General features: G+C 63.1%; 17 protein-coding genes. 16 read left to right on the forward strand and 1 reads right to left on the reverse strand.

Annotated elements, in window-relative coordinates; genetic code table 11:
• The first annotated feature begins 138 nt into the window (after window positions 1–138).
• The 13 genes from G7Z99_RS10410 to G7Z99_RS10470 all read left to right on the forward strand — a co-directional run bounded on the left by G7Z99_RS10410 (window position 139) and on the right by G7Z99_RS10470 (window position 12,447).
• Window positions 139–387: an acyl carrier protein gene (locus G7Z99_RS10410; RefSeq protein ID WP_181093621.1), complete on the forward strand. Its 249-nt coding sequence runs from the start codon at window positions 139–141 to the stop codon at window positions 385–387.
• Entirely contained in the window at window positions 380–1,171 is a 792-nt protein-coding gene (locus tag G7Z99_RS10415) for an alpha/beta hydrolase (protein ID WP_181093622.1), read from the forward strand. Before G7Z99_RS10410 ends, G7Z99_RS10415 begins: the two co-directional genes overlap by 8 nt.
• Entirely contained in the window at window positions 1,168–1,470 is a 303-nt protein-coding gene (locus G7Z99_RS10420; protein WP_181093623.1) for a phosphopantetheine-binding protein, read from the forward strand. The genes G7Z99_RS10415 and G7Z99_RS10420 overlap by 4 nt, the downstream gene beginning before the upstream one ends.
• Window positions 1,467–1,919 (forward strand): 3-hydroxyacyl-ACP dehydratase FabZ family protein, encoded by a 453-nt coding sequence (locus tag G7Z99_RS10425; protein WP_181093624.1) that lies wholly within the window; start codon window positions 1,467–1,469, stop codon window positions 1,917–1,919. The genes G7Z99_RS10420 and G7Z99_RS10425 overlap by 4 nt, the downstream gene beginning before the upstream one ends.
• A complete protein-coding gene (locus G7Z99_RS10430) occupies window positions 1,916–2,899 on the forward strand; it encodes a beta-ketoacyl synthase N-terminal-like domain-containing protein (protein WP_181093625.1) in 984 nt (327 codons plus the stop codon). The genes G7Z99_RS10425 and G7Z99_RS10430 overlap by 4 nt, the downstream gene beginning before the upstream one ends.
• A 4-nt stretch (window positions 2,900–2,903) precedes the next feature.
• Complete coding sequence (locus G7Z99_RS10435; RefSeq protein ID WP_181093626.1) at window positions 2,904–3,896, forward strand: Rieske 2Fe-2S domain-containing protein; 993 nt, start codon at window positions 2,904–2,906, stop codon at window positions 3,894–3,896.
• Window positions 3,897–3,957: 61 nt separating this feature from the next.
• The gene (locus G7Z99_RS10440; RefSeq protein WP_181093627.1) at window positions 3,958–4,269 is read left to right on the forward strand and encodes an isochorismate lyase; all 312 of its coding nucleotides are present in this window, start codon (window positions 3,958–3,960) and stop codon (window positions 4,267–4,269) included.
• Window positions 4,266–5,696 carry an isochorismate synthase gene (locus G7Z99_RS10445; protein WP_181093628.1) on the forward strand — a complete coding sequence of 477 codons (1,431 nt, stop codon included), beginning with the start codon at window positions 4,266–4,268 and terminating at the stop codon, window positions 5,694–5,696. The genes G7Z99_RS10440 and G7Z99_RS10445 overlap by 4 nt, the downstream gene beginning before the upstream one ends.
• A 37-nt stretch (window positions 5,697–5,733) precedes the next feature.
• Window positions 5,734–6,582 (forward strand): metal-dependent hydrolase, encoded by an 849-nt coding sequence (locus G7Z99_RS10450; protein ID WP_181093629.1) that lies wholly within the window; start codon window positions 5,734–5,736, stop codon window positions 6,580–6,582.
• A 28-nt stretch (window positions 6,583–6,610) separates the two neighbouring features.
• Window positions 6,611–8,401, forward strand: coding sequence for a non-ribosomal peptide synthetase (locus tag G7Z99_RS10455; protein ID WP_181093630.1), 1,791 nt, complete (start codon window positions 6,611–6,613; stop codon window positions 8,399–8,401).
• Window positions 8,382–9,611, forward strand: coding sequence for a beta-ketoacyl-[acyl-carrier-protein] synthase family protein (locus tag G7Z99_RS10460; protein ID WP_181093631.1), 1,230 nt, complete (start codon window positions 8,382–8,384; stop codon window positions 9,609–9,611). The genes G7Z99_RS10455 and G7Z99_RS10460 overlap by 20 nt, the downstream gene beginning before the upstream one ends.
• Window positions 9,608–10,873, forward strand: a complete 1,266-nt coding sequence (locus tag G7Z99_RS10465; RefSeq protein ID WP_181093632.1) for an acyltransferase — start codon at window positions 9,608–9,610, stop codon at window positions 10,871–10,873. Before G7Z99_RS10460 ends, G7Z99_RS10465 begins: the two co-directional genes overlap by 4 nt.
• Complete coding sequence (locus G7Z99_RS10470; RefSeq protein WP_181093633.1) at window positions 10,870–12,447, forward strand: (2,3-dihydroxybenzoyl)adenylate synthase; 1,578 nt, start codon at window positions 10,870–10,872, stop codon at window positions 12,445–12,447. The genes G7Z99_RS10465 and G7Z99_RS10470 overlap by 4 nt, the downstream gene beginning before the upstream one ends.
• Before the next feature lie 84 nt (window positions 12,448–12,531).
• On the opposite strand, the gene gltA is transcribed toward G7Z99_RS10470, so the two are convergent.
• On the reverse strand, window positions 12,532–13,824 hold the full coding sequence (gltA, locus tag G7Z99_RS10475; protein ID WP_181093634.1) for a citrate synthase: 1,293 nt from the start codon (window positions 13,822–13,824) through the stop codon (window positions 12,532–12,534).
• A gap of 363 nt (window positions 13,825–14,187) precedes the next feature.
• Between gltA and sdhC the strand changes: the two genes are divergently transcribed.
• Genes sdhC through sdhA form a run of 3 tightly spaced genes read left to right on the forward strand, consistent with a single transcriptional unit; the run spans window position 14,188 to window position 16,700 of the window.
• Window positions 14,188–14,562 carry a succinate dehydrogenase, cytochrome b556 subunit gene (gene sdhC / locus G7Z99_RS10480; protein ID WP_181093704.1) on the forward strand — a complete coding sequence of 125 codons (375 nt, stop codon included), beginning with the start codon at window positions 14,188–14,190 and terminating at the stop codon, window positions 14,560–14,562.
• A complete protein-coding gene (sdhD, locus tag G7Z99_RS10485) occupies window positions 14,556–14,924 on the forward strand; it encodes a succinate dehydrogenase, hydrophobic membrane anchor protein (protein WP_181093635.1) in 369 nt (122 codons plus the stop codon). Before sdhC ends, sdhD begins: the two co-directional genes overlap by 7 nt.
• A gap of 3 nt (window positions 14,925–14,927) precedes the next feature.
• Entirely contained in the window at window positions 14,928–16,700 is a 1,773-nt protein-coding gene (sdhA, locus tag G7Z99_RS10490) for a succinate dehydrogenase flavoprotein subunit (protein ID WP_181093636.1), read from the forward strand.
• The last annotated feature ends 10 nt before the right edge of the window (window positions 16,701–16,710 follow it).

The following is a 16,710-nucleotide window of genomic DNA, read 5'->3' on the forward strand; positions in this document are numbered from 1 at the left end:
TCGGTTCATTGCAGTCTGACGTGGCACGCCGCCTTTTCCCAAGTGCTCCAGCCCAATTATCGGGCGGACCGCGCGCAGGGTTGCGAATGCCTGGACATTCGACGCGCCGGCACGTCTCGCTTGCAGGAGCCACACGTCATGGATGAATCTTCAGTGCGCCTGAAACTCAGGTCGCTGTGGGGTGCTCTGTTGCCGGACGAACCCTTCGACGATGCCACGGCGTTTCACCAGGCCGGTGGAAATTCGCTGACCTTGATGCGATTGTTCATGCAGTGTACAGGTGCCTTCGGTGTGCGACTGGACATGGCACGCTACCCGGAGTTGCAGACCATCGAGCAGCAGGCACGTTTCATCGTGACGACTCGTGCGGAGGCGTCGCATGCCTGACGTGGCGTCCCAAGCCTTCTCGCGACCTTCGCCCATGCGTGTGCCGCGTGCCTATGCGTCGCTGTTCGAGCAGGCCGAGACCGACCATTTCGTGGTGGGCGACCTGGAGGTGCGCACGCATGTCTGGACAGGCCCGGCCTCGGTCCTGTGCGTGCATGGCGCCAATGGTAGCTCGACACAGTTCGGCGCGCTGATCGAGCGTCTGCGTGATGCCGGTCGTGGCGTCATGGCCGTAGACATCCCCTCGCACGATCCGAACGGACGTTTCATTCCATCACGCCATATCTGGCAAGCCCTGGTGGACGTGCAGCGTTACGCCGTGCCTGCTGCGGTGGTCGCCCACTCCATGGCCTGTGGCTGGGCGATGAAGGCGCTCGTCGCAGGATTGCCTGCGCAGCAACTGGTGTGTCTGTCGCCAGCCGCTACGCAGGACTATGTCTTCAAGCGATTTCTCGAGCTGCAGCAGGTCCAGGGACTGACGCTGGATGCATTGGCGCAGGACATCGACGAAGCGTTCGGCAGCACGTGGCGCCAGGCGTACTCACCCATCGAATTGTGCAAAACCTTGACGTTGCCCGTATTGATTCACCACGACGAAGACGATCCGGTGATCGAGTGGGAGGCGGGCGGCAAGGTGCTGCATGACGCCTGGCCATGTTCGCGTTATGTGCAAACCCAAGGACTCGGCCATGCCGGCATCTTTCGAAATCAACCCATGCTCGAATGCCTCATGGCATTTCTCGCCGGTTCCATGACTGATTTATCACAAGGAGTAGTTCAATGAGCCAACCCACCGTGCAACAGGTACGCGATACCGTCGAAAAGATCATCTTGCAGTATTGCGACGTGACCGACCTGGGTATCGAACGCTTGCAAGATGATACAAGCCTGACCCAGGACTTGGGCATCGACAGTGTCGATTTTCTCGACATCGTCTTTGAAATCGAAGACACCTACAAGATTCAGTTCCCCTTGGAACAATGGTCGGCCAGTGCGCCAAATGGAGAAAAGAACCGACATACCTTGAGTGATTTCGTGGCGGCCATTCATCGTATCGTCGTCGGTGCGCCTGTCAGCGCATGAACATCGAACAGAACCTGCTGGTCGACGAGGTCGTGGCGTGGGAGCCCTGGACGTCGCTGCACAGTATCAGCCACGTCCCGGCTGCGGCACCGGTCTTCGAAGGGCACTTTCCCGGCCATCCCATCCTGCCCGGCGTGCTGATGGTCGAGCTCATGGCCCAGGCCAGCGGGTTCTTGTACCTGTTGTCGTCGGACTTCGCGGGCATGGCGTTCTTGATCAGTGTGAAACAGGCCAAGTTCACCGGCTTCGTCGCGCCAGACGATCGATTGAGCTGCGACGTGCGCATCGTTCACCGTGCCGAGGGCTACCTGGTCTGCGAGGGCGTGCTCACGCGCGATCAGGTGGTGGCCAAGGCGCAATGGATGCTGCGGCTCATGCCCTTTCCCAACGACATCCTTCGTCAATCGCTCCAGCGCACCGTGCTGGCGCGCATCGAGAGGCACGCATGATCAACACCTGTTACGTGAAGGGCATGGGCATCGTCCACAGCAGCGGCGCGATGATGCTGCGCGACGCGCATTCACTGCCCCCCAAGGCACCGGTGGTACGGGGCAAGGTTTTGCTGCCCGCATTTCCTCTGGAGCGCTTCGTGACCAAGGTCCGCGACCTCAACGCCATGGGCAATGGGCAGAAGATGCTGGTCTGCGCTGCGGGGTTGGCCCTCGAAGAATCGGGGTTGACCGCCGCTGAGCGGCAGCGCTGCGACCTGTACATGGCTGCCAAGATCGGAGAGCGCAACGAGGCGGTGGATGCGGCGATCCTCGAGGGCGCCGAGCGCGCGTCGTTCGACATCAATCAGGAGCTGGCGCGCCTGCGTCCGACGCATTTCCTGGCAGAGTTGCCCAACCTCTATGCAGCCAACATCGCCATGCTGCTGGCGCTCAAGGGTGAGAGCCTGACGTTTGTCGGCGAGGCCGCTGCCTCTGCTCAGGCCATGATCCATGCGTTGGAGAAACTCGCCACCGAACGCACCTCTAGCGTCTTGGTCGGTGGTGTCTTCAATGGTGATCAGTCGATGCACGATGAATACCTGGCCGGCCCTGATGCACAAGCACTGGGTGTGTTCGGCACGGCTGCCTGCTGTCTGGTGCTCGAGCGCGACCCAGCCAACGCGATCGCCAGCCTGACCAGGACCGGCCCGGTCACCCGTGACCAGCTGGCCGATCGGTTGGTCAGTTGCGAGGCGAGCCTGCTGGTCAGCCATGGTTTTGCGGCTGGGCGGGGGTGGGCGCAATCACTGGCCGTGGACGTGCCCGTGCTGGACGTCGAACAGCTGATGGGCCAGTTGCACGAAGCGACCGTGTCGGTCCAGGCCTACCTCGCTGCGGTGGCGCTGCGCGCCGAACCGGCAGTGGGGCCGCGCCGCGCGCTGCTGCTCACGCAGATCGGGGTGGACCGTTACGAGACCTTCGTGCTCGAGGTGTTCTGACGCTATGAACACACCGATCATTCCATCCGCCGTGCCTGTCGCACAGGTCATGCAGACAGAGCGGTTCCCGTTCAGTGCATCCCCGCAAGGCTGGTATGCCGTGGCATGGGTCGATCATCTCGAGCCAGCTTCCATCACGCCGGCACGGCTGTGCGACCGCGATATCGTCATCGTCCGCACGGCCTCCGGAAAGCTGGCGGTCTATGACGCGCACTGTCCTCATCTGGGCGCACACCTGGGCTACGGCGGCGTCGTCGAAGGCGAGCATGTGCGCTGCCCGTTCCATGGCTGGGAATACGACGGACGCGGGCGCTGCAGCAAGATTCCGTTCGTGGACGGGCCGATGAAGGTCGGCCTGCGCGAATGGCCCACGCTCGTGCGAGGCGGCATGTTGCAAGCCTGGTTCGACGCCCAGGGCAATCCGCCTGTATGGACTCCGCTGGAGGCCGATCACCAGGGGTGGACGTCGCCCGTGCATGGCCCGGACTGCGCCTGGAACCTGAGGGCCCATGCCCAGGACATCGCGGAAAACGGCGTCGACGTCGCTCACTTCACGACGGTGCATGGGGCTCAGGCCATTGGTGAACTGAGCGATGTCCGGTTCGAGGGCGCCCTGGCACGGTGGACATCGATCAGCGCCAGCGAGCTGAGTGGCAAACCCTCCATCGCCGTGGCGCAGGTGGTGCTTGATGCGTTGGGGTTGCACCGTGTGCAGGTGGAGATCGACGACGGCAAGCTGGCGTTTCGCAGCTTCCTGTACGTGACGCCGGTGGCCGCAGGACGGATCGACATCCGCATGACTGTCTCGGTGAAACACACCGGCGATGTACGCAAGGACCGGATGCTCGTCAAATACCTGGTGCCGCGGCTGACCAGCGAGCTGGCCAAGGATTTCGACATCTGGGAGCACAAGGTCTACATCGAGCGTCCGCCGCTGAGCCGCGTCGATGGTCCGATACGTCATTTCCGGACATGGGCGCGCCAGTTCTACGCGTAGGCCCGTTTTTCAATCATCGACCGCCCCATGGCGGATCGTCGTTCAAGGATGAAAACGAACAATGAAAACCCCTAGTGAGTGCCAAGGGCTCGCGGACGTTCGCGTCGGCATCGACACCCTCGATCAGCAGATCATCGAGCGCCTTGGGCAGCGCATGCAATACGTCAAGGCCGCATCGCGCTTCAAGCCCGATCTGGAAAGCATTCCGGCGCCGGATCGCGTCGCCCGCATGCTGCCGCAGCGGCGCGAATGGGCTGTCGAAGCAGGGCTGGATCCTGATTATGTCGAGCAGCTTTTCAGCGGTCTGATCGATTGGTACATCGGTCAGCAGATGGCGTATTGGCGGGCGCAGCGACACGGGTCGGCATCATGATGCCGATTGACGACCAAGGCTGGCGAGCTTGGCGCCGCGTACTCGTACAGGCACGGCAACGCGCCGCCTTGCGAGGCCAGCCGGTGTTGGCGAGCCTGGCGCTGCCGACCTCGAGGATCGATGCGTTTGCCTGCGTCGCCAGAGCGGAGGCCTCGACACTGGCCTATGCCTTGCTCGATACGCGAGCGCCTGATCGTCTGCTGTTCGGTGTAGGGTGCGCTGCCGAGCTGCGTGAGCGGCCTGAGACTGCCCTGGGGGCCATGGCTGAGCAATGGCAGCATTGGCTGGAGGACAGGGTGCAGGAGGGCGAAGTCGGACCGCTGCTGATGGGAGGTGCACGCTTTGACCCGCTGTCACGGCGTGCACCCCATTGGGAGGACTTCCCGGCCGCTGTCATGACCCTGCATGCCGTGCAATGGTCTTGTCAGGCCGAGGGCGCTTGGCTGCTGCTGCAAGCCCGGGTCGCCCAGGGCAGTGACATCGAAAGGGTGATCGATGAGCGTCGGGCCATACTGGCCTGTTTGAGCGCGCCTGCGCCTGCGCCTGCGGCGTCGTCCAGTGCCCTCCTGGCGCTGGACGCTGACTGCGATTCGATACCACGTCGGGCGTGGGAGGCCATGGCAGGCGATGCAGTGCGCTGCATTCGCGCGGGTGAAATGCGCAAGGTAGTGCTGGCACGCCATGTCCAGCGCACGCATACCGCACCTGTCGACGTGGCCAGCGTACTGCGCCGACTGCGGACACGCGACACCGATGCCCATGTGTTCGCCGTGCGCCGGGGTGGCAGCTGTTTTCTCGGTGCGACGCCAGAGCGTCTGGCGCACCTGGAACAGGGGAGGGTCCACACCCATGCCTTGGCAGGCACGGCCGCTCGCGGTGGCGATGCGCAGGTCGATCGGCAGCTCGGGCAAACCCTGATGAATTCGCCAAAGGAGCGCGAAGAACACGATCTGGTCGTGCGCACGATTGCCGACGGCCTGGCACGCCTGGGCGGGCAGGCCATGGCGGCGGACTGCCCCCAGTTGCGCAAGCTCGCCACCTTGCAGCACCTGACGACCCCGCTGTGGGCAGACGTAGGCGAACACATCGGTGTGCTGGACGTGGTCGAGCAGTTGCATCCCACGCCTGCAGTGGCAGGCCTGGCGCTGGCACAGGCGTTGTCGTTCATTCGTGAGCATGAAGGGCTGGATCGCGGTTGGTATGCGGGACCGGTGGGCTGGATGGACACGCGTGCGCAAGGTGATTTCGTCGTCGCCTTGCGCTCGATGCTGGTACGCGCCCATGACACTTATCTGTTCGCAGGCTGCGGCGTGGTGGCCGACTCCGATCCCAAGGCCGAGTTTCAGGAAACCCAACTGAAGTTGTCGGGCATGTTCAAGGCGCTGCAATCGTTACCGCACCCCATGCCCCATGCCACCCCTGCATGATGACCCGCCCGAGCCCCGCGCCAAGAGGACACCTTTGATGCACACGGACCCTACGGTGAGCGCGCATCGCCACCGATCCCCCCTGATCGTTCGCCGCTATCCGTTCGACTTGAAGTCGGCGTTGGCTGGCAACTGGTACGGCGGCGATCGCTTCCGCACGATCATCGCCAATGCCCTGTCGATACCTCTGCCCAGCGGGGAGCGCATGTTCATCAAGGCGCTGCGTCACTACCTCGACCAGCTCGACGACCCGGCCCTGCGCAACGACGTGAAGGTATTCTTCAAGCAGGAATCCTCTCATACGCAGGAGCACGTCAAATACAACCGATGGGTGTGCGAGCACCGGGGCTATCAGCTCGAACCGATCGAGGCGACCTACAAGGACCATAACGACGACCTGTGCGAGCACGGCGATCCGCGCGTGTTGCTGGCCACCACGGTGTGCATGGAGCACCTCACTGCAGTGGTCTCGCACCTGTTGATCAGCGATCCACGCTGGCTGCTGCATGCCGACCCGGTAGTGCGCGATTTCTGGCTGTGGCACTCGGTCGAGGAGGTCGAGCACAAGGCGGTGGCGTTCGATGTGTACATGCGCACCTGCGCCGACAAGGCGTTTCTCGATCAGGTCATGCGGAGCACGGTCATGCAGTTGGCCAAGAACCTGGAGTTCACGGCCTGCCAGATGTACCGAATGGAAGGTGGGCGGCCACGCGAGATCCGCCAGTGGTTGCGCGAAACCCCATTCCTGCATGGGGATCAGGGGCTGCTCACGGCGATCATGGTGCATGTCGAAGACTTCTATCGACCCGATTTTCACCCGTGGGATCACGATAACGAAGCCTTGATCGCCCAAGCGTCCAGCCATCTCGAACAGGCCTTCACCTGACAGCCTACGTGGCAAGGAGCCCGTCATCATGAACATGTTGCAAGCAGGTCGCGACCTGGCCGCCTATCTGCGCATCCAGGCGCAGCGTACGCCACAGGCGCCGGCCTTGATCGCGGAAGGGGAGCGCTGGTGCTACGAAACGCTGGATCAGCGCGTCGAGCACTTGGCCGCAGATCTCGTCAGTCGGTTGGGCACAGGCTCCTGGCGGGTCGGCGTGCAGGTCGGCGAACGGCACTGGGGTGTGCTGGCTATGCTGGCCATCTTCCGTGCCGGCATGGTCTATGTCCCGTTGGACCCGACGCTGCCGGCGGCGCGTCGTCGCTACATGATCGACGACTGTGCGATGGCCTGTGTGCTGGTCGATGGCCAAAGCGAGGCCGATGACGTGTTCCAGGGCGAGCGTCCGTTGCCCGTGTGGCGGATCGAGGGCGAACGCTCCACACAGAACATGCCTGCGCCGCAGACCGTGCTCGACGAGGCGGCCCCTGCCTATCTGTTGTACACCTCTGGCTCCACGGGGCAGCCCAAGGGTGTCGAGATGACGCGGCGTGCCGTGTGCAACTTGATCGACCATCAGCTCGAAAGCGGTGGCGCCTTCACCCAACCGTTGAAGACCCTGCTGTTCGCCTCGCCGGGTTTCGATGTATCGGTTCAGGAAGTCCTGAGTTCGGTGGCCTGTGGTGGCGCACTGCAAACGGTGCCGGCCGACGTGCGGCAAGACTTGTCCCGGCTCTACCGGTTCATCCAGAGCCATGACGTCCAGCGCTGTTTCCTGCCGTACTCGGTGCTGCAGGCGCTGGCCATTGCGCATGAGCGGCGACAGGGTGACGAGGCCCGTGTGTCCCACGTCATCTCGGCGGGCGAGGCGCTTCAGTTGACACCGCAGATCACCGATTGGCTACAGGCGTGTGGATGCGAACTGGTCAATCACTACGGCCCGACCGAAACGCATGTGGTCACGCAGTATCACAGCGCACGCCCCTTGAGCGAATGGCCGATTCGTGTGCCGATCGGTCGGCCCATCGGCAACGTACGGGCCTTCGTGCTCGATGCGCAGTTGCAGGCGGTGCCCGAACATGAGGAGGGCGAGCTGTGCCTGGCGGGCGTGTGCCTGGCCAATGGTTACGTTGGCCGTGCGGAAGAAACCGCACGTCGCTTCCCTGTCTGGCGATCGCCTGATGGTGAATGCCTGAGGCTCTACCGTACGGGCGATCGGGTGGTGCGCGATGCATCGGGCGATCTGCTGTACCTGGGGCGAATGGACACGCAGGTCAAGATCAATGGGCAGCGTGTCGAGCTGGCGGAAATCGAGGCTCACCTCAAGCGTGATCCTGCGGTGCGTGAAGCGGTGGTGCTGGCCGACTCATTGACGGGGCACGCCGACGGCCAACTGCTGGTAGCGTTCATGCTGTACGCACCGGACTTCGGTCACGCGCCTGGCCTGGCGCCCACGGTGCGCATCGAGCCTTGGGTCGAGACGCTGCCAGCGTACATGAGGCCTCAACGGGTGGTGGTGATCGATCGCCTGCCCCTGACCACCAACGGCAAGGTCGACCAGCGCGCGCTCCTGGCGTTGGCACAGACGCCAAGCACGGTGCAGGTGACCTTGTCCGCCGAACAGGCACGCGTGGCGCAGTTATTCGCTCGGCTGTTGAAAGTGACCGTGACCGATGCCGACATGGATTTCTTCGCCCACGGCGGCAACTCGTTGCTCGCCATCCGCTTCGTGCAACTGGTCGAGCGCGAGTGTGGCGTACGCCTGGACATGACCGCGTTTCTCAGCCAGCCGACCATCGCCCATGTGGCTACCTATCTCTGATATCGAGGACTTTATGAACACACATCGCGTGGTTGTCACCGGGCTGGGCCTGAGCACGTCGCTCGGACGGGGTACGCACACCAATTGGCAGGCGCTGTTGGCTGGCGCCTGCCACATCAAGCACAGCGCACGATTGGCGCCAGGCTCGATCCGAACGCGCTTTGCCGCGGTGGACGAGCGGTTCGAGCACGAATCGAACCCGCGGGCGGTCATCGAAACCTACCTGCGCGAGGTGGTGGCAGAGGCGACCACCAACAGCGGGCAGACGGCTTTCGACCGGATGTATTACAGCCTGCCCAATGGCATGTACTACTGGTCGCAGCGCCTGCGTGACCAGACGCATCCGCGCACCGACAACGCGTTCTTCGCGCTTTCCTCAGAGGAGGCGCTCAGCAGCGAATTTGCCCGCACCTACCAGCTGTCCGAGTACCCGGCCGTCGTCGCCACGGCTTGCGCCTCCTCGGCTTCGGCGTTGCAGCTCGGTTACGAGGCGATTGCCCATGGGCTGGCCGAGCGAGTGATCGTGGCGGCCTCCGACAGCTCGATCTATGACGAAACCGTGACCAAGTTCAACAACCTGTCCGCATTATCCACACGCAACGAATCACCCGAGGCGGCCTGTCGGCCGTTCAGCGAGGACCGCGATGGTTTCGTGATCGGCGAAGGCGGTGCTTGCCTGATCCTGGAAAGTGAAGCCAGTGCCGCGGCACGCTCGGCGCAGGTTCTGGCTCGCTTCTCAGGCTGTGCCAGCACGACCGACAACGTTCACCGTACCAAGGGCGACCCGACAGGCAGTGGCATGCGCGACTGCATGCGCCTCGCCGTAGAGCGCGCTGGGCTGCGACTGGACGACATAGACTGCATCAATGCCCATGGCACCAGCACCCCAGAAAATGATCGCATGGAGGCGCTGGTGATCGCCGAGCTGTTCACGCACCGACCTTGGGTGACATCGGTCAAGTCCATGGTTGGCCACACTGTGCACGCTGCAGGGGTCGTGGAGGCTGCGGTCTCGGTCCTGAGTCTCGTTCACGGGGCCGTGACGCCGACTCTGCATTACGATGGCAGCCTGGATGCGCAGGGCGTGCGTGTCGCCGGCCAGACACAGAGCGGGGTCCCGCTGACCCATGTGTTGTCCAATTCCTTTGGTTTCGGCGGGCAGAACGTATCGCTGGTGTTTTCCGGCGTCGAGCCCGGAGTCGGCGCATGACGGCGCAGGTGTTCGAGGTGCGCGGGCATTGCCAGCGTGAGCCATGGCGCCTCAGCGGTCTTGACAGGATGGTCGAGTCCTGGGCCGACTACCTGCTCGTGTACGCCTACAGCATCGAAGGCGGCGTCTTCGCCGAGCATGTGGCCAAGGCCTTGGACCTCAACCCCTATTTCGCCGGACGCAAGATGACCCTCGATCAGGGCATGGTCGTCAGCGGTGCGAACGAAGGCGTGCGTCTGGAGCATGTTCGAGTTCCAGGCGCCATGCCTGTGGAGGTCCTGGAGGGGCAGTACCAGCGCCTCGATCCTTTCTGCGATCGGACCCGTCGTGAGCAGCACCGACGTTCGAAGACCAGCTTGAAGCAGCCGCTGCTGCAGATTCGCTTGAGTGTCTTCGACGATGCGACCGTGGTCGGTTTCAGCGTGTGGCATGGCCTGAGCGATGGAACGACCTTCTTCGAGTTCCTCGAGCGGCTGGCCGAGTGTTGTCAGGGTCGGGACGTGCCAGCGCGCCTGCCGGTGTTCGAGCCGTTCCAGGCCGTTCCGGGTGCAGTGCCGGAGGGAGCGCTGGTCGATCGTTGGCAGTACCCTGATGCCGTGCAGCAATCGCCTCCTTTTGCCGAGGCGGCCTTCACCTTGCACGCGGCAGACATCGACCGTCTGCTGGAGGACTGCGTGTGTCCAGGCTTCATGCGCCAGGATTACCTGATCAGCTACGTGTGGCGCCTGATCGTCATGACCGACGCGCTCGATGCAGGTGAGCGTGCAGCGCTCTACCCGGTTTACGACGCTCGGCAACTGATGGACATGAGCCCGGCGCGCATGGGCAACCTGCTCTGCTATCCCACCGTGGCGCTGAGCGCGGGGCAGGTGTGCGAGGCTGGTCTGGCCGAGCTGGCCAATCATGTTCGTGAAGCGGCGACGCTTCGCGTGCTCGACAGCGACACGCTGCAAGACGAGTTGCAGGCCATCTGCGCGCAAGTGGAAGCAGGCGAGCCGGGACGTTACTTGCTGCGGCCGCTCTACGAAAGTCTGTATGGCCATGCGGTGCTGTTCAACAACCTGACAGGCATGCCTTGGCAGCGGTTCGACCTGGGGCAGGGCGCGCCCGTGCATGTCGATGCGCCGATGCACGACCCGTTGCGCTTTGTGCAGTTCTTCCCTTGCCTGTCCCACCCGGGCGCCGTGACCGTCAAGGTCAATCTCGCCCAATCGCACCTGTCCCGCTTCTGCGAGCGTTTCAATCAGGAACTCCAACCATGAAATCCCATGTCGATCCCGTCGCTTTCGAGCGTTACCTGGAATCAGGTGCGCTACCGGCGACCACGTTGCTCGACTGCCTCACGCAGTGGAAGGCGGACTATGGCGACCGCATCGCCCTAAAGGATGAACACGCCACCTTGACCTATGCCCAGCTCTCGGAGCGCTCCGATGTCCTGGCGAGCGACCTGCAGGCACGCGGTCTGCGCGCCGAGGATACGGTGATCGTGCAACTGCCCAATAGCATCGGCTTCTTCGTGACCTTGTTCGCCGTCATGAAGGTGGGCGCGGTGGCCGTCCTGGCACTGCCGGGGCATCGTCAGTACGAGCTGCTAGGGCTTCAGGAAATCGCTCAGGCCAGGATGTACATTGCTCAGCGCCAGTTGGGAGACTTCGCGTATACGATGCTGGCCGACGCCCTGTGCGAAAACGGACTGCCCGAGAGCGGCGTGCTCTACCTCGACGACATTCCCGACGCCAGCTGGCAGTCACCAGAACGGCCGCCGGCGGCCGTCAAGCCAGCGCCGGACGACGTGGCTTTCCTGTTGCTGTCAGGGGGCACTACCCAGGTGCCCAAGCTGATTCCGCGCACGCACGCCGACTATGCCTATAACATCTCGGCCATGGCGCAGGCGTGTGGCCTGACTGGCGACAGTCGCTACCTCTGCGTGGTGCCGGCGGCACACAACTTTGCCCTGGGGTGCCCGGGTGTGCTGGGTGTCCTGACGGCCGGTGGGCAGGTCCACTTGCAGGCGCAGCCCGATATCCTGCAGTTGTGCGATGTGCTGCACCAGGAACGCATCACGGTGACTTCCCTGGTACCTTCGCTGGCCGAGCTGCTCATCGAATACCTGGACATCACGGGACAGCGCTTCGATGCCCTCTCGCTGGTGCAGGTGGGCGCAGCACGGTTCTCGAAAACGTCGGCGCAACGCTTGAAGGCGCTGCTCGACTGTGAGCTGCAGCACATCTACGGCATGGCTGAAGGCCTGCTGTGCTTCAACCGACGCGAGGACGATGAGCACGCCAAGCGCGATACCCAAGGCCGCCCCTTGTCGCCTTTCGACGAGCTGCGGGTCGTGAACGAGCAGGGCGGCCAGGTAGCGCCAGGCACCGTTGGCGAGCTTCATGTGCGAGGGCCCTATACCATCCGGGGGTACCATGCGCGGCCTGAAGTGAATGCCGCGGCATTCGACGAGCAAGGCTTCTACCGCACGGGTGATCTGGTCCGCCTGGACGAGGCGGGCAACGTGACGGTGGTGGGACGGGTCAAGGAGCAGATCAACCGCGGTGGGGAGAAATATTCGCCGTCCGACATGGAAAAGCTGATGGTCGATTGGGCGCGGATCGGCGAATGCGCCGTGGTCGGGTTCGAGGACCGACAGCTGGGCGAGCGGGTCGTCTATTTCATTCGACCCTTGGGCGAGCCGCCTACCCGCCGAGAGGTCTGTGACTACCTGCGAACGCGGGGGCTTGCCGATTTCAAGTACCCCGATGCCGTCGTGGTGCTGGAGCAGATGCCGCTGACGGCGGTTGGCAAGATCGACAAGAAACACTTGGCGCTGACCTACGCCTGAAGGGCGCGCCTGTCCAGAGGCTACAGACAGAAAAAAGGCCCGCACGGTTACCTGTGCGGGCCTTTTCGAGGGCGTGCGTGGCGATCAGCCCTTGCGCTGTTCCAGCGGCAGGATGTCACGCTGCGCTTCGCCCGTGTAGAGCTGGCGCGGGCGCCCGATCTTGTAGGGGCTCGAAAGCATTTCCTTCCAGTGCGAGATCCAGCCGACGGTGCGCGCCAGGGCGAAGATCACCGTGAACATGCTGGTCGGGATGCCGATCGCCTTGAGGATGATGCCGGAGTAGAAGTCGACGTTCGGGTACAGCGAGCGCTCGATGAAGTACGGATCGGTCAGGGCGATCTCTTCCAGGCGCATTGCCAGTTCCAGCTGCGGGTCGTTCTTGATGCCCAGCTCGCCCAGGACTTCGTCGCAGGTCTGCTTCATCACGGTGGCGCGCGGGTCGCGGTTCTTGTAGACCCGGTGGCCGAAGCCCATCAGCTTGAACGGATCGTTCTTGTCCTTGGCCTTGGCGATGAAGGTGTCGATGTTCGAGACATCGCCGATTTCATCGAGCATGGTCAGTACCGCTTCGTTGGCGCCGCCGTGTGCCGGGCCCCACAGCGCGGCGATGCCGGCGGCGATGCAGGCGAACGGGTTGGCACCGGACGAACCGGCCAGGCGGACCGTGGAGGTGGAGGCGTTCTGCTCATGGTCGGCATGGAGGATGAAGATCCGGTCCATCGCCTTGGCCAGCACCGGGCTGATCGGTTTGATCTCGCACGGGGTGTTGAACATCATGTGCAGGAAGTTTTCCGCGTAGGTCAGGTCGTTGCGCGGGTACATCATGGGCTGGCCCATGGAGTACTTGTAGACCATCGCCGCCAGGGTCGGCATCTTGGCGACCAGGCGCACCGCAGAGATTTCGCGGTGTTGCGGGTTATTGATGTCTAGCGAGTCATGGTAGAACGCCGACAGGGCGCCGACCACGCCGCACATCACGGCCATCGGGTGGGCGTCGCGACGGAAGCCGTTGAAGAAGGTCTTCAGCTGCTCGTGCACCATGGTGTGGTTCTTCACCGTGCTGACGAACTGGGCCTTCTGCTCGGCGTTCGGCAGTTCACCGTTGAGCAGCAGGTAGCAGGTCTCGAGGTAGTCGGACTTCTCGGCCAGTTGCTCGATCGGGTAGCCGCGGTGCAGCAGGATGCCCTTGTCACCGTCGATGTAGGTGATCTTCGATTCGCACGACGCCGTCGCCATGAAGCCCGGGTCGAAGGTGAAGTGACCCGTCGCCCCCAACCCGCGGACGTCGATGACATCGGGACCAACGGTGCCGGTTAAAATGGGCAGTTCGACGGGGGCTGCGCCCTCGATGACCAACTGCGCTTTTTTGTCAGCCATGCGGCCTCCTATTCAATGCTTGAAATCATCAGACAGCCCCCCACGCAGGGCCCGCATCACTATAGAGAGATAAATCCGATTGTCAATTTGCCTAAAGACAGGTTGAAACCCTTGTGCGGCGAGGTTTTTTCACGAAATTGCCAGCCATTTACGCCATTTATCCAGTAAAGGCAATGCGCTCTTCGGGCTAGGCCGCCACGTTGTCATTAGTAGCCTAACTGTCTATACTCGACAGCCGACCGCCAGGGGCTAGCAAGCCCGTTCCGCTGGGGGTCGCCGTTCCCTGGGTGGTGGGTACCTGACCAGTACACTTACCAACAACCTTGCCCTGTTAGCTAGGGGCTCTTCAGTGTGAAAAAAGCCGTGAAAAGCCAACGACCTGTAAACCTAGACCTAAGGACCATCACAGTCCCGATCACTGCTGTAACCTCATTTCTTCACCGCGTCTCCGGCATCATCGTCTTCCTGGGCCTCGGCTTCATGCTCTTCGCGTTGAGCACGTCGCTGCAGTCGGAAGAAGGCTTCGCCGAGGTGAAGGGTTACCTGAACAGCCCTCTGGCCAAGTTCATCGCATGGGGCCTGCTGTCCGCCTTGCTGTATCACCTGGTGGCCGGCATTCGCCACCTGATCATGGACATGGGCGTTGGCGAAACGCTCGAGGGTGGCCGACTGGGCTCCAAGCTCATCGTCGCCATCTCCCTGGTATTGTGCGTATTGGCGGGAGTCTGGATATGGTAACCAACGTCACCAACCTGTCGCGTTCGGGCCTCTATGACTGGATGGCGCAACGCGTTTCGGCGGTCGTTCTCGCGGCTTACTTCATTTTTCTGTTCGGCTACCTGGTCACGCACCCTGGGCTCGAATACGCCCAGTGGCACGCGCTGTTCTCAGGCAACCTGATGCGCATCTTCAGTCTGCTTGCCTTCGTGGCCCTGGGCGCGCACGCCTGGGTCGGCATGTGGACCGTCACCACCGACTACCTGACGCCGCTGGCGATCGGCAAGTCGGCAACGGCGGTGCGTTTCCTGGCCCAGGCCATCTGTGGTATCGCGATGTTCGCGTACTTCGTCTGGGGCGTACAGATTCTCTGGGGTATCTGATTCATGGCTAGTCTTCCAACCATTTCCTTCGACGCCATCATCATCGGTGGCGGCGGCGCCGGCATGCGCGCGGCGCTGCAACTGGCCCAAGGCGGACACAAGACCGCCGTGGTCACCAAGGTCTTCCCGACCCGTTCGCACACCGTGTCCGCCCAGGGCGGCATCACCTGCGCGATCGCCTCGGCCGACCCGAACGACGACTGGCGCTGGCACATGTACGACACCGTCAAGGGCTCCGACTACATCGGCGACCAGGACGCGATCGAATACATGTGCCAGGAAGGCCCGGCTGCGGTCTTCGAGCTGGACCACATGGGCCTGCCGTTCTCGCGCACCGAGACCGGCCGCATCTACCAGCGTCCGTTCGGCGGTCAGTCCAAGGACTTCGGCAAGGGCGGTCAGGCCGCACGGACCTGCGCAGCTTCCGACCGTACCGGTCACGCGCTGCTGCACACCCTGTACCAGGGCAACCTGAAGGCCGGCACCACCTTCCTCAACGAGTACTACGCGGTCGATCTGGTGAAGAACCAGGACGGTGCGTTCGTCGGTGTGATCGCGATCTGCATCGAAACCGGCGAGACCATGTACATCAAGGCCAAGGCTACCGTCCTGGCCACCGGCGGCGCCGGGCGTATCTTCGCTTCGACCACCAACGCCCTGATCAACACCGGCGACGGTGTCGGCATGGCGCTGCGCGCAGGTGTGCCGGTACAGGACATCGAAATGTGGCAGTTCCACCCGACCGGTATCGCCGGCGCCGGGGTACTGGTCACCGAAGGCTGCCGTGGTGAAGGCGGCTACCTGATCAACAAGCACGGCGAACGCTTCATGGAGCGTTACGCGCCGAACGCCAAGGACCTCGCCGGTCGCGACGTCGTGGCCCGCTCGATGGTCAAGGAAATCATCGCCGGCAACGGCTGTGGCCCGGATGGCGACCACGTCATGCTCAAGCTCGACCACCTGGGTGAGGAAGTGCTGCACAGCCGCCTGCCAGGCATCTGCGAGCTGTCCAAGACCTTCGCCCACGTCGACCCTGTCGTCGCGCCGGTTCCGGTCGTTCCGACCTGCCACTACATGATGGGCGGCGTCGCCACCAACATCCATGGCCAGGCGATCACCATGGACGCCAATGGCGTCGACCAGATCATCCCGGGCCTGTTCGCCGTCGGCGAAGTGGCGTGCGTGTCGGTTCACGGTGCCAACCGCCTGGGCGGCAACTCGCTGCTCGACCTGGTGGTCTTCGGTCGTGCCGCGGGTCTGCACCTGGAAAAAGCCCTGAGCGAAGGCGTGCAGTACCGTGACGCCAGCGACACCGACGTCGACGTGGCGCTGAACCGTCTGGCCAAGCTGAACGAGCGCACCACCGGCGAAGACGTCGCCAGCCTCAAGCGCGAGCTGCAGAGCTGCATGCAGAACTACTTCGGCGTGTTCCGCACCGGCGAGTACATGCAGAAGGGTATCGCCCAGCTGCAAGGCCTGCGCGAGCGCATCTCGAACGTCAAGATCAACGACAAGTCGCAGGCGTTCAACACCGCCCGCATCGAAGCGTTGGAACTGCAGAACCTTCTGGAAGTCGCAGAAGCTACCGCCATCGCGGCCGAAACCCGTAAGGAGTCCCGCGGCGCTCACGCCCGTGAAGACTTCGAAGACCGTGACGACGAAAACTGGCTGTGCCATACCCTGTACTTCCCCGGGGAGAAGCGGGTTGCCAAGCGTGCAGTCAACTTTGCGCCGAAGACCGTTCCGGCCTTCGAACCTAAAGTCCGGACTTACTAAGGGTGGCTAC

Source organism: Pseudomonas entomophila (genome assembly GCF_013523165.1).
In the GTDB taxonomy this organism is placed as follows: Bacteria; Pseudomonadota; Gammaproteobacteria; order Pseudomonadales; family Pseudomonadaceae; genus Aquipseudomonas; species Aquipseudomonas entomophila_A.

What these genes read in the sequence shown, in the direction of transcription:
- sdhD (WP_181093635.1), top strand. Translation starts at nt 14,556, where the DNA reads ATGGTAACCAACGTCACCAACCTGTCGCGTTCGGGCCTCTATGACTGG.
- G7Z99_RS10450 (WP_181093629.1), top strand. Translation starts at nt 5,734, where the DNA reads ATGCACACGGACCCTACGGTGAGCGCGCATCGCCACCGATCCCCCCTG.
- G7Z99_RS10470 (WP_181093633.1), top strand. Translation starts at nt 10,870, where the DNA reads ATGAAATCCCATGTCGATCCCGTCGCTTTCGAGCGTTACCTGGAATCA.
- G7Z99_RS10420 (WP_181093623.1), top strand. Translation starts at nt 1,168, where the DNA reads ATGAGCCAACCCACCGTGCAACAGGTACGCGATACCGTCGAAAAGATC.
- G7Z99_RS10435 (WP_181093626.1), top strand. Translation starts at nt 2,904, where the DNA reads ATGAACACACCGATCATTCCATCCGCCGTGCCTGTCGCACAGGTCATG.
- sdhA (WP_181093636.1), top strand. Translation starts at nt 14,928, where the DNA reads ATGGCTAGTCTTCCAACCATTTCCTTCGACGCCATCATCATCGGTGGC.
- G7Z99_RS10445 (WP_181093628.1), top strand. Translation starts at nt 4,266, where the DNA reads ATGATGCCGATTGACGACCAAGGCTGGCGAGCTTGGCGCCGCGTACTC.
- G7Z99_RS10460 (WP_181093631.1), top strand. Translation starts at nt 8,382, where the DNA reads ATGTGGCTACCTATCTCTGATATCGAGGACTTTATGAACACACATCGC.
- G7Z99_RS10430 (WP_181093625.1), top strand. Translation starts at nt 1,916, where the DNA reads ATGATCAACACCTGTTACGTGAAGGGCATGGGCATCGTCCACAGCAGC.
- G7Z99_RS10465 (WP_181093632.1), top strand. Translation starts at nt 9,608, where the DNA reads ATGACGGCGCAGGTGTTCGAGGTGCGCGGGCATTGCCAGCGTGAGCCA.
- G7Z99_RS10415 (WP_181093622.1), top strand. Translation starts at nt 380, where the DNA reads ATGCCTGACGTGGCGTCCCAAGCCTTCTCGCGACCTTCGCCCATGCGT.
- G7Z99_RS10455 (WP_181093630.1), top strand. Translation starts at nt 6,611, where the DNA reads ATGAACATGTTGCAAGCAGGTCGCGACCTGGCCGCCTATCTGCGCATC.
- G7Z99_RS10440 (WP_181093627.1), top strand. Translation starts at nt 3,958, where the DNA reads ATGAAAACCCCTAGTGAGTGCCAAGGGCTCGCGGACGTTCGCGTCGGC.
- G7Z99_RS10425 (WP_181093624.1), top strand. Translation starts at nt 1,467, where the DNA reads ATGAACATCGAACAGAACCTGCTGGTCGACGAGGTCGTGGCGTGGGAG.
- G7Z99_RS10410 (WP_181093621.1), top strand. Translation starts at nt 139, where the DNA reads ATGGATGAATCTTCAGTGCGCCTGAAACTCAGGTCGCTGTGGGGTGCT.
- gltA (WP_181093634.1), bottom strand. Translation starts at nt 13,824, where the DNA reads ATGGCTGACAAAAAAGCGCAGTTGGTCATCGAGGGCGCAGCCCCCGTC.